The sequence below is a fragment of the Paenibacillus sp. JT31N7 genome, from assembly GCF_059692095.1.
Window position 1 is genome coordinate 1 of sequence record NZ_JCAUAT010000011.1, and the last position, 15,146, is coordinate 15,146.

Annotated in this window: 16 protein-coding genes; all 16 read right to left on the bottom strand. The window is 53.2% G+C overall.

Annotation, left to right across the window (positions count from 1 at the left end; translation table 11 throughout):
• Positions 1–250: 250 nt before the first annotated feature.
• Positions 251–1,747 carry a lysine--tRNA ligase gene (gene lysS, locus AC58P5_RS26615; protein WP_497391991.1) on the bottom strand — a complete coding sequence of 499 codons (1,497 nt, stop codon included), beginning with the start codon at positions 1,745–1,747 and terminating at the stop codon, positions 251–253.
• A 204-nt stretch (positions 1,748–1,951) separates the two neighbouring features.
• Entirely contained in the window at positions 1,952–2,428 is a 477-nt protein-coding gene (gene greA / locus AC58P5_RS26620) for a transcription elongation factor GreA (protein ID WP_497391992.1), read from the bottom strand.
• Between the two features lie 147 nt (positions 2,429–2,575).
• Complete coding sequence (gene dusB / locus AC58P5_RS26625) at positions 2,576–3,586, bottom strand: tRNA dihydrouridine synthase DusB (RefSeq protein WP_497391993.1); 1,011 nt, start codon at positions 3,584–3,586, stop codon at positions 2,576–2,578.
• A gap of 11 nt (positions 3,587–3,597) precedes the next feature.
• The gene (locus AC58P5_RS26630; protein ID WP_009671865.1) at positions 3,598–3,810 is read right to left on the bottom strand and encodes a helix-turn-helix domain-containing protein; all 213 of its coding nucleotides are present in this window, start codon (positions 3,808–3,810) and stop codon (positions 3,598–3,600) included.
• Entirely contained in the window at positions 3,762–4,298 is a 537-nt protein-coding gene (gene folK, locus AC58P5_RS26635) for a 2-amino-4-hydroxy-6-hydroxymethyldihydropteridine diphosphokinase (protein WP_497391994.1), read from the bottom strand. Before folK ends, AC58P5_RS26630 begins: the two co-directional genes overlap by 49 nt.
• Positions 4,295–4,663 (bottom strand): dihydroneopterin aldolase, encoded by a 369-nt coding sequence (folB, locus tag AC58P5_RS26640; RefSeq protein ID WP_497391995.1) that lies wholly within the window; start codon positions 4,661–4,663, stop codon positions 4,295–4,297. The genes folK and folB overlap by 4 nt, the downstream gene beginning before the upstream one ends.
• A 90-nt stretch (positions 4,664–4,753) precedes the next feature.
• A complete protein-coding gene (gene folP / locus AC58P5_RS26645) occupies positions 4,754–5,584 on the bottom strand; it encodes a dihydropteroate synthase (RefSeq protein ID WP_497391996.1) in 831 nt (276 codons plus the stop codon).
• Positions 5,585–5,605: 21 nt separating this feature from the next.
• Positions 5,606–6,484, bottom strand: coding sequence for an aminodeoxychorismate lyase (gene pabC / locus AC58P5_RS26650; RefSeq protein WP_497391997.1), 879 nt, complete (start codon positions 6,482–6,484; stop codon positions 5,606–5,608).
• The gene (pabA, locus tag AC58P5_RS26655; RefSeq protein WP_497391998.1) at positions 6,485–7,072 is read right to left on the bottom strand and encodes an aminodeoxychorismate/anthranilate synthase component II; all 588 of its coding nucleotides are present in this window, start codon (positions 7,070–7,072) and stop codon (positions 6,485–6,487) included.
• Between the two features lie 23 nt (positions 7,073–7,095).
• Positions 7,096–8,694 carry an anthranilate synthase component I family protein gene (locus AC58P5_RS26660; protein WP_497392000.1) on the bottom strand — a complete coding sequence of 533 codons (1,599 nt, stop codon included), beginning with the start codon at positions 8,692–8,694 and terminating at the stop codon, positions 7,096–7,098.
• Positions 8,695–8,960: 266 nt separating this feature from the next.
• Positions 8,961–9,899: a cysteine synthase A gene (gene cysK / locus AC58P5_RS26665; protein ID WP_497392001.1), complete on the bottom strand. Its 939-nt coding sequence runs from the start codon at positions 9,897–9,899 to the stop codon at positions 8,961–8,963.
• A gap of 112 nt (positions 9,900–10,011) precedes the next feature.
• Positions 10,012–10,962 (bottom strand): peptidylprolyl isomerase, encoded by a 951-nt coding sequence (locus tag AC58P5_RS26670; protein WP_497392002.1) that lies wholly within the window; start codon positions 10,960–10,962, stop codon positions 10,012–10,014.
• Between the two features lie 18 nt (positions 10,963–10,980).
• Positions 10,981–11,856: an Hsp33 family molecular chaperone HslO gene (gene hslO, locus AC58P5_RS26675; protein WP_497392003.1), complete on the bottom strand. Its 876-nt coding sequence runs from the start codon at positions 11,854–11,856 to the stop codon at positions 10,981–10,983.
• Positions 11,857–11,879: 23 nt separating this feature from the next.
• Positions 11,880–12,653: a type III pantothenate kinase gene (locus tag AC58P5_RS26680; RefSeq protein WP_497392004.1), complete on the bottom strand. Its 774-nt coding sequence runs from the start codon at positions 12,651–12,653 to the stop codon at positions 11,880–11,882.
• Positions 12,650–13,519 carry a carboxylating nicotinate-nucleotide diphosphorylase gene (gene nadC / locus AC58P5_RS26685; RefSeq protein ID WP_497392005.1) on the bottom strand — a complete coding sequence of 290 codons (870 nt, stop codon included), beginning with the start codon at positions 13,517–13,519 and terminating at the stop codon, positions 12,650–12,652. Before nadC ends, AC58P5_RS26680 begins: the two co-directional genes overlap by 4 nt.
• Complete coding sequence (gene nadB / locus AC58P5_RS26690) at positions 13,500–15,131, bottom strand: L-aspartate oxidase (RefSeq protein WP_497392006.1); 1,632 nt, start codon at positions 15,129–15,131, stop codon at positions 13,500–13,502. The genes nadC and nadB overlap by 20 nt, the downstream gene beginning before the upstream one ends.
• Between the last annotated feature and the right edge of the window lie 15 nt (positions 15,132–15,146).

Consider the following 15,146-nt stretch of genomic DNA (forward strand, 5'->3'; position numbering starts at 1 on the left):
TGATTAAGCTCAAAAATTCGTTGCTGACGAGAATTTCTTCTCATTAATGTCTCGATTTCTCGAGACGCTTCAATCACTCGTTGTTCAGTTTTCAAAGGACAATCTCGGCTTGTCAGCCTCGTTGTCGGCACCGTGTTTCAGAGGCGACTTAAATAAGATACCACGCTGACAAAAAGAATGCAAGCACAAATTTTGGACAAGCACAAAAAATTTAAAAAGGCGCCACATCGGCGCCTTTTTACGTATATATCTATTCTCCCTGACGCTCGCGCATATGAGGGAATAACAACACGTCGCGGATAGACGGAGCATTGGTAAGCAGCATAACCAAACGGTCAATACCGATGCCCAGCCCACCTGTCGGAGGCATGCCGTATTCAAGCGCACGAATGAAGTCATCGTCCATTTCATGGGCCTCGTCGTTGCCGTGTTCGCGCTCCAGCAGCTGCGCTTCGAAACGCTGACGCTGGTCGATCGGATCATTCAGCTCCGTGAAGGCGTTGGCGTGTTCACGGGCCACGATAAAGAGCTCGAAGCGGTCCGTGAAACGCGGGTCTTCCGGATTCTTCTTCGCAAGCGGCGAAATTTCAAGCGGGTGCCCGTAAATAAACGTAGGCTGAATAAGCGTTTCTTCCACAAACGTTTCGAAGAATTGGTTCACGATGTGGCCGAAAGTCATATGAGGCTCGACCTTAACCTTGTGTTCTTTTGCCAGACGCTGGGCTTCTTCATTGCTCATGTGTACGCTGAAGTCAACGCCAACCACTTCTTTAATCGCATCTACCATAGAGATCCGTTTCCAAGAAGGCGCAAGGTTTACTTCATGTCCTTGATACTGAACCGTAGTCGTTCCCAGTACTTCCTGTGCGATATGGGCGACCATATTCTCCGTCAGCGCCATAATATCTTTGTAGTCCGCATAAGCCTCATACAGCTCAATCATGGTGAATTCGGGGTTATGACGGGTGGAAATACCCTCGTTACGGTAAACACGCCCGATTTCGTATACTTTCTCTAAGCCGCCTACAATCAGGCGTTTCAGGTGCAGCTCAATAGCAATACGCATGTAAAGCTGCATATCGAGCGCGTTGTGATGCGTTATAAAAGGCCGTGCGGCCGCGCCTCCCGCAATAGCGTGCAGAGTCGGGGTTTCCACTTCCAGATAGCCGAGGCCGTCCAGATAACGGCGCATGGATTGGATGATTCTTGAACGCAGAATAAAGGTTTCCTTCACTTCCTGGTTCATGATCAGATCGACGTAACGCTGGCGGTAACGGGTTTCGACATCCTTGAGGCCGTGATATTTCTCGGGCAGAGGAAGAAGCGATTTAGTCAGCACCTCCAGCTCTTTTACCTTGATGGAGGTTTCGCCGGTTTTGGTTTTGAAAACGGTACCTTTCACGCCCACCATATCGCCGATATCCAACAGATCAAAGGCGCTGTATTTCGTGTCGCCAAGCGCATCCTGACGTACGTATATTTGAATTTTGCCCGTGATATCCTGAAGATGGGCGAAGCTTGCTTTACCCATAGCACGCTTTTGCATGATACGTCCGGCAATGCTGACTTCAACAGTCTGCTGCTCCAGCTCTTCCTTAGGCGTTTCCTCGTAAGCGTCCAAAATTTGTTTGGCCGTGTGCGTCCGTACATATTTATCGCCGAATGGATCTACGCCCAGACCACGCAGCTCGTCCAGTTTGTCGCGGCGAATTTGTAGCAATTCGTTTAACTCGAGTTCCTGACTCATGCTTTCAACTCCTATATGTTATAGCTCCGGTTTGCGAAGCCTTTAGCATGCCCTTCCCGCTCCCGATGATGTTCCCAAGAGGAGAAAAACAGCGCTTATTATGCGGACTGCCCTTAATTATACGGTCTATTTTACGCGAAAAAAGCTTCCAAAGGAAGCTTTTCCTGCAATCGCCGCTTCGGATGGTGATCCGAGAGAGCGGTTTTATTTTTTGATGTCCATGATTTCGTATTGGATAACGCCGGCCGGAACAGTCACATCGACTTTAGCGCCCTTCTGCTTGCCAAGGATCGCTTTGCCGACAGGACTTTCATTCGAGATTTTATTCAGAAAAGGATCGGATTCGGCTGTGCCGACAATCGTATACTCGACAAGATCACCGAATTCGAGATCTTTGAGCGTCACGATAGAACCCACGTTGACTGTATTGATGTCAACTTCGTCCAGATTGACGATACGGGCGTTGCGGAGCATTTTCTCCAAGGTAATGACGCGGCCTTCAATAAAAGCCTGCTCGTTCTTCGCATCCTCGTACTCGGAGTTCTCGCTGATATCCCCATAGCCGATGGCTACTTTAATCCGTTCGGCCACCTCGCGGCGTTTAACCGATTTCAAATGTTCGAGTTCTTCCTCAAGTTTTCTGAGGCCTTCCTGGGTAAGGAGCACTTCTTTTTCACTCATACAAACCTATCTCCCGTCGTGTAAATTCAAGGAAATGCTATACGAATTCACTCATTTTTTCAAAAAACTTAACGTAAAGATGCAACTTATTGCCTGATTATAGGGCAACCAATTGCAATTGTCAATGTAACCCAGCGCCCCCTTTACTTAGTGCAAAGCAGGCTGTTCTTCCTGATTATCGGACATATTGTCGAAAGAACTCGCATATTCGTCCAGGATACGGACCATGCCGTCCCGGGTCGTCTGTTCCATAATGGCGTCCTTCAGACGGGCTGCGCCTTTCATGCCTTTGAGATACCACGCCATATGCTTGCGCATTTCCTTGATGGCCACGTTTTCGCCTTTGAGCTTGATCAGACGGTCCATATGAAGGGTAGCGATTCGCATTTTCTCTTCGGCTTCCGGTTCCGGAGGCAGCTCGCCTTTGGTCAGATACTGTACAGTGCGATACAGCATCCAGGGGTTGCCCAGCGCGCCGCGGCCGATCATGACGCCGTCTACACCGGTTTCATCGATCATCCGCTTGGCGTCTTCCGGCGTTACGACATCCCCGTTACCGATAACAGGAATGGAAACGGACTGCTTGACGTCGCGGATGATGTTCCAGTCCGCTTTGCCGGTATAGAGCTGTTCACGCGTACGGCCATGCACGCTTACGGCGGCACCGCCGCCGCGCTCGACAGCTTTGGCGTTCTCGATCGCGTAAATATGTTCGGAGTCCCAGCCGATCCGCATTTTGACCGTAACGGGCTTATTCACGGAACCCACTACCGTCCGAACCATTTCTTCGATTCTCGAAGGATCGAGCAGCCAGCGTGCCCCCGCGTCGCATTTCGTGATTTTGGGAACGGGACAGCCCATGTTGATATCGATAATATCGGCATTCGTGTTGGCATCGACATATTTAGCCGCTTGCACAAGCGTTTCGGTATCGCCGCCAAAGATTTGCAGGCTGAGCGGCTTCTCGCGGTCGTCCACGTAGAGCATCTCCATCGTACGGGAGTTGCCGTGAACAATCGCTTTGTCGCTGACCATTTCAGCGCAGACCAGGCCGCATCCGAATTCTCTGGCGATCAGACGGAAAGCGGGATTGCATACGCCGGCCATCGGTGCCAGTACAACGTTATTCGGGGCGACGACGTCGCCTATTTTTAACATGTGTTTTCCTCCTATTTGCCGGAGGGTGGAAGAAGCTCCTCCGGTTCAATGCCTAGGGCATTGGATATTTTCTGGATCATCCGGGTGTCCGGTTTACGTGTTCCCCGTTCGATAGAACCAAGAACGGCTATTGAAACGCCAAGCAGTTCGGCGAGTTGGTTCTGGGTGTATCCTTTTAGCTTGCGGAATGCCCGGATTCGCTGGGCCACTGCATTTTTTTCCACAACATAACGCCTTCCTTTCCATCCAGTTTAGCCAACTGTTTCTCTATGGATGCAAACGATGTGTTCGGTATATGGGAAAAAAGATCTGCCAAGGGGACTAACACAAACGCTCGCTCCTGCATGCGGGGATGAGGGACAATCAAATCCGGCGTGCGGATCTCTCGCTCCCCGTAAAGCAGCAAATCCAAGTCAATCGTTCGGGGACCGAAGCGAATGTCTCGGACTCTGCCCAGCACTTGCTCGATGTTCTGCATGACCGCAAGCAGCTCTTCCGGAGAAAGGCTAGTATGAACCGCTGCAGCCATGTTTAAAAAGGCATCCTGGTCCACATACCCGACCGGATCCGTCTCATAAATGGCCGAACAGGCCAGCACTTGAATGTGCGGATGTTCGTCCAGTTTCTTAAGCGCTTCGGCTAGGTACCGCTCCCGGTCTCCGATGTTGGAGCCAAGCGCGATATACGCGGTCGTGAAGTCGGCAGGACTCATAGTTGCGCCCGCTTCCGGCTTATCTCGACTGTCGCGCCCTCAAAGTGAATATCGAAAGGCGGATGAGGTTTGATTACCCGCACCGTCACTTCTTCGATACTAGTATAAGTTTCAAGAAGGGAGGATGCAACCTGCTCTGCCAGAGCCTCGATCAATTTGAAGGTTCTTTTCTCCACGACCTCTTTAATAACGGCATAAGCCTCCGCATAGTTGATGGCATCTTCTATGTTGTCGGTACGGCCGGGTTTGTCCAGCGGCATGTGCAGCTCGGCATCCACATAAAACCGCTGTCCCAATTTATTTTCTTCGGCGAAAACGCCGTGATACCCGTAAAACTCCATGCGTGTCAGTATAAGTTTGTCCATTACACGTCTTCCTCCTCAAGCCTCAAAAACATAATAGGTGCAAAACTGCCCGGCCGGAATTCCCGAAGGCTAACCGATCGGACTCAGGCTCTACATACTCCCGGGTCCGCGAACGATTGCGTCCGTCATGACCGCTACCCGCTTCATTGCCTGCACATCGTGTACACGGATAATATCGCAGCCCTGCGCGATCCCGAGTGCCGTTGTGGCCGCCGTCCCTTCAACGACATCATCGGGCGGCAGTCCGAGCGTCGTGCGGATCATGCTCTTGCGGGAAGTTCCGAGCAGGACGGGATACCCCAGTTCCGCAATAGCCTTCAGCCGGTTCATCAGCCACAAGTTCTGCTCGTAGCTTTTGGCGAATCCGATACCGGGGTCGAGGATGATATTGGTCTTCTCCACACCCGCGCTCAAAGCGAGATCAATGCTTTCCTGGAGATCCTGCAAAACTTCCGGCAGAAAATCCGTATATAAGGCCTCCGGGCGGTTATGCATGAGAATAACCGGACAGCCTGCTTGGGCGGCCACGCCGGCCATCCCGGGGTCCGCTTTGAATCCCCATACATCGTTGATGATATGGGCGCCCGCCTCGATCGCCTGCCTGGCGACCTCGGCTTTGTAAGTGTCTACCGAAATCGGAACCTGGACGTGCCGGACCAGCTCGCGGATAACAGGTACAACCCGTTCCAATTCCTCCTGGAGCGAAACCGGCGCGTGTCCCGGACGGGTCGACTCTCCACCGATGTCAATCATATCGGCGCCTTCTTCCACCATGCTCAGCGCATGTTTTACCGCATGCTCCACAGTGGAATAAGAGCCTCCGTCCGAGAAAGAATCCGGCGTGACGTTCAGAATTCCCATAATGAGAGTCCGTCGTCCGAGTTCAAAACTTGTCTCTCCCGCTGCAAACGTTCGAATCATTCCAAAAGTCACTTCCTAAGGCTAAAGTAATCTCGTGTATTCCCGATACAACTGAGCCAGGCGGCTCGTAACAGGTCCGGCCGTTCCCCGTGATATGTTTATCGAGCCGCCCCATTCATCAAACAGTTCATTTACGGAAACGATTTCCTGAACGGAATTCGTCATAAAAATTTCGTCGGCCTCGCACAGCTCGCTCCAAGGAAATAAACCCTCTCTTATTTCCAGACCTTCCTTTTCTGCAAGCTTAAGAACAAAAGCCCGCGTAATGCCGGGAAGAATGCCCGTTGTCAAAGAAGGAGTGAAACACACAGCTCCTCGGGTCCAGAAAATATTGCTGACGATTCCTTCGGCTACATATCCGCCGTTATCCGTAAGAAAAAGTCCCTCCGCTCCATGCGCCCACGGATAGTTCATCATTTCTCTTTTGGCAAGGATGTTGTTCATGTAATGAAAAGACTTATGCCTGCGTCCGCTTTCCGGCGTATTTCTCCTTAGACTCAGAAGCTGAAGGGAACGTGAGGCAGGCTGATCCCCGTTACGGTGCGGAAGACTTTTGATATAGATAATCTCGCTGGGATTTTCGTAAAAAGCGCCGCCCGGCAAACCGAGCATGTCCACACCGGCCGAAACGGCATACCGGAAATAGGCGTCTTCCAGACCGTTAGCCTCAAGAAGCTCCGCCACTCTGCCTCTCATCCCGGTCTCGTCCGTATGAAACGGAATGCCCAGTTCCGCACAGCCTCCGCAGATTCGCTCCATATGCTCTCGAAGTAAAAAAGGGTGTCCGTTGTACGTGCGAAACGTCTCGAACAGCCCCATGCCATATAAAAATCCGTGGTCGTAAATAGAAACGACCGCTTCTTTTTCTTCTACCAGATTCCCGTTCATCCAAATCTTCATTTACGCTCCGGTTCCCGCCGATACGGGTTGACCCAGGAAATTGCGGAGCAGAGTCAGGCCGTGGTCCGTAATGATGGACTCGGGATGAAACTGTACACCCTCGATCGGATATTCTTTATGACGGAGCGCCATAATTTCTCCTTCGTCCGAAGTGGCGCTGATTTCCAGACAATCCGGCAGTGTTTCTTTGCGGACGATAAGGGAGTGATAGCGCGTTGCCGTGTAAGGAGATGGGATACCTTCGAAAATCGTTTTGCCGTCATGGTGAATCGGAGAAGTTTTACCGTGCATCAGCTTGCCTGCCCGGACAACGTCTCCACCGAAAGCCTGACCAATGGCCTGATGGCCGAGACAGACGCCGAGAATAGGGATGCGGCCTTTGAAATGACGGATCACGCCGAGACTGATGCCCGCTTCGTTCGGGGTGCAGGGTCCCGGAGAAATCAGAATATGATCCGGCGAAAGCTCCTCAATACCCGAGAGATCAATGGCATCGTTGCGTTTCACGACGATTTCCTGCCCTAATTCACCCAGATATTGAACCAGATTGTACGTAAACGAATCGTAATTATCAATGACAAGAATCATGCTTGTCTTCCTCCTCTACTCTTCTACAGGACTTCTGTCCCTGCTCGGCTCATGCTGTGCTCGCTAAACTGAATCGCTTTCCATAACGCCCTCGCTTTGTTCAGGGCCTCTTCGTATTCACGGTCCGGCACGGAATCGATCACAATTCCCGCACCCGCCTGAATATATCCGCTGCCTCCGGCCGCGACGAGCGTTCGTATAAGTATATTAAATTCCATATTGCCGTTGTAGTCAATCCATCCCATCGATCCTGTATACGGGCCGCGCCGGACCGGCTCCAGTTCTTCAATGATCTCCATCGTCCGGATTTTCGGCGCCCCGGTGATTGTTCCTCCCGGGAATGCGGCCGCAATGACGTCGAAAGCGTCCAGACCTTCCCGCAGCTCGCCGGTAACCTCCGAGACGAGGTGCATCACGTGAGAGTACCGCTCGATCACGAAAAACTCATCGACCTTGACGGAGCCGTACCGGGCGATCCGCCCAAGGTCGTTGCGCTCCAGATCCACGAGCATCACGTGCTCCGCACGTTCCTTCTCGTTGGATAGAAGCTCTTCCGCAAGCCGGGCGTCCTCTTCCGGCGTGCGGCCTCTGGGACGCGTGCCCGCGATGGGCCGGGTGCGCAGGTGCCTGCCCTCGAGCTGGACCAGCAGCTCGGGCGATCCGGACACAAGCGTGAAGCCGGGGAACCTCATCAGCCCCATATAGGGCGACGGGTTCACGATGCGCAGCGCTTCGTAGATCTGCTCGGGCGATGTTTGGAGCGGTCTGCTTTGGCGGACCGACAAATTCACCTGGAAAACATCTCCCTGCCCGATGTAAGCCTGAATCCGCTCGACGGCGCGGATGAAGGATTCCCGCGGGAAGGCCCGGCTGGCGCCTTCCGCCGCTTCCGCCTCCAGCGTGGTGTCTTCGCCGGCGCTCACAAGCGCCTGCCACTCCGCTTCGCGCCGGAGGCGTCTTGCGCCGGCCTCGGCGTCCCCGGCCAGCCCGTGCCAGAGCCGGAGCATGCTCTCCGAACGCTGAACGGCGGCCTGGTAGAGCCGGGAGAGGTCGGAGGCGGAAGGCTCCGCCGGCAGCGGGGTATGCACGGCCGCGTAGAGCCTGCCTTCCTCGCGGTCGAAGATCCAGACCTCGTCGTAGCGGGCGAAGCTGTAGTCCGGCAGCGGAAGGTCGTCTTCCGCCAGCTCCGGCAGCTTCTCCATGCTCCGTACGACATCGTAGCTCCAAAAGCCTACGCAGCCGCCCGTAAATTTGGGGGCACCCGCTACATTTGGAGAGCGCCAGGGAGCCATCCATCGCTTGACGGCATCCAAGGGGGCGCCCTGCACAGGAACGGAACGCCAGCCGTGCGGGACGGTTCCGTCCCTCTCTGCGGCTTCAGCCGTTTCCGAACTGCCGTTTATCGCCGCAACCGGGTGCAGCCCGAGGAAGGTGTACCGGCCCCCTCTGCCGCTCTCCAGCACGAATGCGTGTGTACCCGCCGCCTTCCATGCATACTCCCATGTGCTGATTTCTTCCGTCCACGGGATGCTTGTTATATAAGGAACGGAGGTATAGGCGCCTGCTTTCGCCCATTCCGTCCAGTCAACCAAATTGGTTAACGTTATTGTTGTCGCAGACATGCAGCCAGCTCCTCATTCTGCTCTATACTCATGCGGTGTACGAATGTGCTTTTTCTACAAATTCCGTTTGTTTCAAGCCGTAATCCGTCTGTTCGAATACCGAAGACACATACGCCAACAAAGTTGTTGAAGCACCGTGTAAAAACGGTCCCAGCGGTTACATTTCCGCCGGATTTGTCCCTTAGTATACTTGAATTGGCTCAAAATAAAAAGCCTCCAGCACGATCTGCTGAAGACTTTCGAAGTGTTCCGGTTATGATCCGGTTCTATTCGTCGAATTGGTAAAGCGGGGTGCTCAAGTAACGCTCGCCATTGCTTGGGATTACGGCAATGACACGTTTGCCGGGTCCGAGTTCTTTGGCAACTTTAAGGGCAGCGAAGATCGCCGCACCGGAAGAAATACCGCCCAGAATTCCTTCTTGACGGGCAACGCGGCGCGAAGTTTCGAAAGCATCCTCGTTATCGACCGGAATGATCTGATCATAGATTTCCGTGTTCAAAATGTCCGGTACAAAGCCCGCACCGATACCCTGGATCTTATGCGGGCCCGGTTTGCCGCCCGACAGAACCGGCGAAGCGCTTGGCTCTACCGCAACGATTTTGATGCCCGGGAAGTTCTCGCGAAGCACTTCACCCGCACCAGTGATCGTTCCGCCTGTTCCGATACCGGCGATAAAAGCATCCAGCTTGCCGTCATGGCCTTTGATGGCTTCGACAATTTCCGGACCTGTCGTTTCACGGTGAATTTTAACGTTAGCCTGGTTTTTAAACTGCTGAGGAATAAAATAGCCAGGGTTCTCCGCTTGAAGCTCTTCCGCTTTGCGGATTGCGCCCTTCATGCCTTCGGCTCCCGGTGTCAGAACAAGCTCCGCACCATAAGCGCGCAGCAGATTGCGGCGCTCCATGCTCATCGTTTCCGGCATGACCAGAATCGCACGGTATCCTTTCGCTGCCGCTACCATAGCCAGACCGATCCCCGTGTTGCCGCTCGTCGGCTCTACGATCGTGTCGCCCGGTTTCAGCTTGCCTTCCTGTTCAGCGGTTTCGATCATGCTGATGGCAATCCGGTCTTTTACACTTGCTCCCGGGTTCTGGAACTCGAGTTTTACGTAGATTTCCGCGCTATCTTCCGGAACGACCCGGTTTAATTTTACGAGCGGAGTATTCCCGATTAACTGTGTAATGCTTTCCACCAATTTAGCCATTCGTGTCACCCTCCCAGGTTTGAAAAAAAAGGATTTATATCCGAGTTATTAGGTTGGTATTATAATCCTATATTATCAGTGCCTAAGACCCTTGTCAACACCTTACAATTCTCTAAAAATTCGGGTTTAATCCCGGGTCGGCAATGGTCGCTTTCCATTTTTGGCGGAGGGACAGCAAATACTCGTTAAGAGGAGGCGCTTCCTGCAGGGCGAGCTGTTTCCGTACACTCTCCCGGATAGCCGCTTCGTCGGGACCGGTATTCATTCTTTTCTCCGTTATTAAAATCAGGGCATATCCTCCCGCGCTCTTGATTGGCGCGCTCAATTGGCCGACCCCTAATTTACGGGCCGCCTTCATGATTTCGGCCGGCTGGAACGGATCGTCCTCCTCCATCCAGCCCAGATCTCCCCCCTGGCTCCCGGAATCGTCCAGAGAACGGTCCCTCGCCAAAGTTGCGAAGCTCTCCCCGCCCTTATAGGCGGCCGTCGCCTTTTTAGCCTGATCCAGAGTGGACACGACCATTTTGTGGAGGTGAATTTGAGCGGTCTGCTTGAATTCTTCAGAATGCGCCTGTATGTATTTCGTAATCCGGTCGTCTGCTATCTCGACGTTATGCGTCGCAAGTTTTTCGAGCAAAAGTTTATAGAGAACGTCTTCTCTGACGTCCTCCTTGCTCATTCCAAGCTGTTCTTTCATCGAGTCGTAAAAGTTTTGTTCGTTTTCGTAGCCCTGCTGCATCCGCTCCAGCTCGCGGCTGATTTCCGCTTCGCCGATGTCCGCTCCCTGCTCCTTGGCTTCCAGCCGGAGTGTCTCGCGGTCCAGCATTTGATTGAGCATTTCGGCACCATAGTGTTTGGTCAACTTCTCCGTCAATTCGCCTTGTGTAAATTCACGACCCGTGATCCGGGCCACAACGTGACCGTCGGCAGGAGTATCCCCAGAACGTCCGCCTGCCACCGGCTTCTTCCCTAATCCCGTATCCGACAAATATAGCGACAAGAGAACAATGACTCCTATCGACAAAGCGAGGATAGCTCCCCACAACACTTTTACATTGTGCATGCTCTCTCCCTCGATTTGTTACTTGTTGATGGAATCCAACATAGTCTGCAGCTCTTCACGTTCAAACTGGTAAGCCTCGTTGCAGAAATGGCAGACGACTTCCGCGCGTCCGTCTTCATCGATTAAGGATTGCAGCTCATCCCGGCCCAAGCTGATGATCGTCTGCTCCACTCTTTCACGGGAACATTTGCATTGGAAAGATACGGCCGACCGTTCCATAATCTCCACAGAAGGCAGAACCTCTTTCAGTACATCTTCAAGCGATAAACCGCGATCCAGCAAGGTTGTAATCGGCGGAATCTGTGCCAGCGTCTTTTCGATGTCGGTGATTTCATCGTCCGTTAAGCCCGGCAGAAGCTGAATAATGAAGCCTCCGGAAACTTTGACCGTCCGGTCGACGTCAACAAGCACACCTAGAGCTACAGCCGAAGGCGTCTGTTCGGATTTGGCGAAATAATACGTAAAATCCTCGGCCAGTTCTCCGGAGACGATCGGGATGCTGCCGCGGTAATTTTCTTTGAGCCCGAGATCCTTCGTTACATATAAAAAGCCGTCCGTTCCGACTGCGCCTGCCACATCGAGTTTCCCCTTGGCGTTCAATGGCAGGTCTACACTCGGATCGTCTACATATCCGCGCACCTCGCCTTTGGAATTGGCGTCAACGACAATAGAACCGATAGGTCCGCCACCTTTGACCTGCAGGGTCAGCTTTTCTTCACCCTTCATCATAGCGCCCATCATCAGACCGGCTGCGGCCGTTCTTCCCAGGGCGGCCGTGGCAGTCGGCGTTGTATGGTGCCGTTGGCGGAGTTCTTCGGTAATGGAGGTCGTCAGGACGGCAAACGCCCGGACTCTCCCTTCCAGCGCAGTTCCGCGGATTAAATAATCACTCATCACGTTACCCCGTTTCTTGTAAGCTATTCCTGCTTTGCATTTTTGGTATAAATGAAGCGCAGGCCTTCCAGCGTCAGCATCGGATCGACGACATCGATGGTGCGGGATTCGCTTGCAATCAACTCGGCATGTCCTCCGGTCGCGATAACCTTAGGCGCAATGCCGAATTCCTGCTTGACCCTGTCCACGATTCCGTCTACCTGGCCGACGTAGCCGAAAATGATTCCGGCCTGCATGGACGATATCGTGTTGCGCCCGATAACGCTCTTGGGCTTGATCAGTTCGATACGTGGCAGTTTGGCCGCCCGCTGATACAGAGCCTCTGTTGAAATTCCAATGCCGGGCGCAATCGCACAGCCGATAAGCTGCCCGGCCTTGTCTATATAATCGTACGTGGTCGCCGTACCGAAATCAACAATGATGCACGGAGAGCCATACAGCTCAAGCGCAGCCACGGCATTGACGATTCGGTCCGCCCCCACTTCCTTCGGATTATCGACCCGGATGTTGAGCCCCGTCTTGATGCCGGGTCCGACAACAAGCGGCGTTCTCTTCACATATTTTAAACAAAGGTGTTCCAGCGCAAACATCAGAGGCGGTACAACGGATGAAATAATGACCCCTTCAATCTGCTGGACTTCAATGCCGGCATGTTTAAAGAGGTTGTGGAACATCATCCCGTATTCGTCTACGGTCGCAGATCGATTCGTGCTGAGCCGCCAATGATGAAGCAGTTCGGTACCCTGGTAAATACCCAGGACTATATTGGTGTTGCCAACGTCTACGACTAAAATCACAAGGAAACTCCTTTCTGCTCGTTAAGATCCAGACTGATATCAAGCGCAGACACGGAGTAGGTCAGTCTTCCGACGGAAATAACGTGTACCCCTGTTTCCGCCAGTGATTTGATCGTTTCCAGCGTAACGGAACCGGAGCCCTCCACCAATACATGCGGGGCCTGGCTTTTTACGATGGAAACGGCTTTGGCCATATCGGCCGCTTTCATATTGTCCAGCATAATGATATCGGCGCCAACCGCAATGGCTTCGTCCAACTGTTCGAAGTTCTCGACTTCTACTTCGATTTTCATCGTATGAGGGATTCTCGAACGGGCCGCGCGGACAGCCGCCGTGATGCTGCCCGAGCCTTTGATGTGGTTGTCTTTGATCATGACGGCATCGTATAGACCGTAGCGATGATTGAATCCGCCGCCGACTCGTACGGCGTATTTCTCGAGCATCCGGTGCCCCGGTGTCGTCTTCCGTGTATCGACGAGCCGGGTAGGAAGACCTTCCAGCGCGTTCACATATTGACGCGTACGCGTGGCAATACCGGACATCCGCTGGAGAAGATTGAGAGCAAGCCGTTCTCCCTTCAGGATGCTTCGGGTGTTTCCCGTCACGACGGCAATTACCGTCCCCTTGGAGACAAATTCCCCTTCTTTCACCTGGGATGAGAAAACCAGATTCTCGTCCACTTCTGCAAATACTTCCTCCGCTACGCGCAGCCCGGCCACGATTCCGGATTCTTTCAGATGAATGATCCCTTTGCTCTGCTGGTCCGCGGGGATGGTGTACATCGTGGTCACATCACCCGTGCCGATATCTTCGTCAAGCCACAGCTTGATGTTCTGCCGTAATTGTTTAAAGTTTAATTCCATCATTAAGTATCCACTCCTCCGTCAGACCACATTCACGGTTGAATACGGTATGTTTAAGCCACTGCTCGTCCCTGCGCTGCGGAAAATCTTCCCGGTAATGACCGCCGCGGCTTTCTTCGCGACGCAGCGCGGCTTCGGCCGTCAGCAGCGCGCAGGTCAGCAAATTAGCAAATTCATAATCTTCCCTGCGGGTAAGGCATGAGTCAAAGGACGGCAGATGCCGTTTAAGTTCGTCGAGTCCCCGCTGAAGCCCGGCTGCATCTCGGCGGACTCCCGCATAACGAACCATGATTTTCTGCAGCTTCAATTTCTTCTCTACCATCGCCTGCTTCGGCAGTTCCGTACGGACGGCCTTCTCTCCACCTGTCTGCGGCACCTGATGCAGAAGGGGAGCAAGCGACCGGACGCGTTCAACAATCCGGCGTCCGAAGACAATCGCTTCGGATAAAGAATTGCTCGCGAGCCGGTTGGCTCCGTGTACACCCGTAGAGGACACTTCACCGCAGGCAAACAGCCTGTTAATGTTGGTTTCCCCATGCAAGTCGGTCTTTACCCCACCCATCATATAATGGGCGGCAGGGGCGACGGGAATCCAGTCGCTTGTTAGGTCCAGACCGAATGACAGACAAGTTTCATAGATGGTAGGGAACCGGTGCCGGATCATCTGTTCCGGCTCATGGGTAATATCCAGATAGATAAAACTGGAGCCCGTTTCCTCGATTTCGCTGACAATCGCGCGGGCTACTATATCGCGGGGGGCAAGCTCTAGCTGGAAATGGTATTTTTCCATAAACCGTTCCCCTTTGATGTTGCGCAAATAAGCGCCTTCACCGCGGACAGCCTCCGAAATAAGAAAACGCGGCGCTCCCGGATAAACAAGCACGGTCGGGTGGAATTGGATAAATTCCATATCACGTATATCCGCCCCGGCACGGTAAGCGATCGCCACTCCGTCTCCGGTCGCCACGTCCGGATTGGTCGTGTAGCGGAACAACTGACCCGCCCCGCCTGTGCAAAGCACGGTTGCGTTGCCCTGGACATATACGCGCTGTCCATCAGGCTTTTGAACTAGGGCACCCTGGCACTCGCCATCGACCGTAATCAAGTCGATAACGATATGATCGTCCCAAATTTCAATGGACGGGTTTTGCTTGGTTTTTTCGGAAAGCGCCCTCACAATTTCAGCGCCAGTTGCATCCCCGTTCGCATGGAGAATTCTCCGCTGGCTGTGAGCGCCCTCTTTGGTCAAAGCGATTTCTCCGTTTTCCAAATCAAACTGCGTTCCCATCCGGATCAGGTCCTGTACGCCCTCCGGTCCTTCATGAACCAGTACGTCCACAGCCTCTCGCGAACACAAGTCCGCACCCGCGACAAGTGTATCCTGCAGATGATACTCAGGCGAATCTTCATCGGAAATCACCGCGGCAATCCCACCTTGGGCATACCGGGTGTTGCTGTCCAGAAGCGATTTCTTTGTAATCAAAAGCACACGTTGAGAAGCGCTCGCCTGCAGGGCCGTAAATAAACCCGCAATCCCTGCGCCGATAATGATTACATCGGTTTTATAATGCGGAATGGCGGTCAAATCCGTATCCGTTAAGTATCTAGGTATCATGGCGGTTCACCCGTG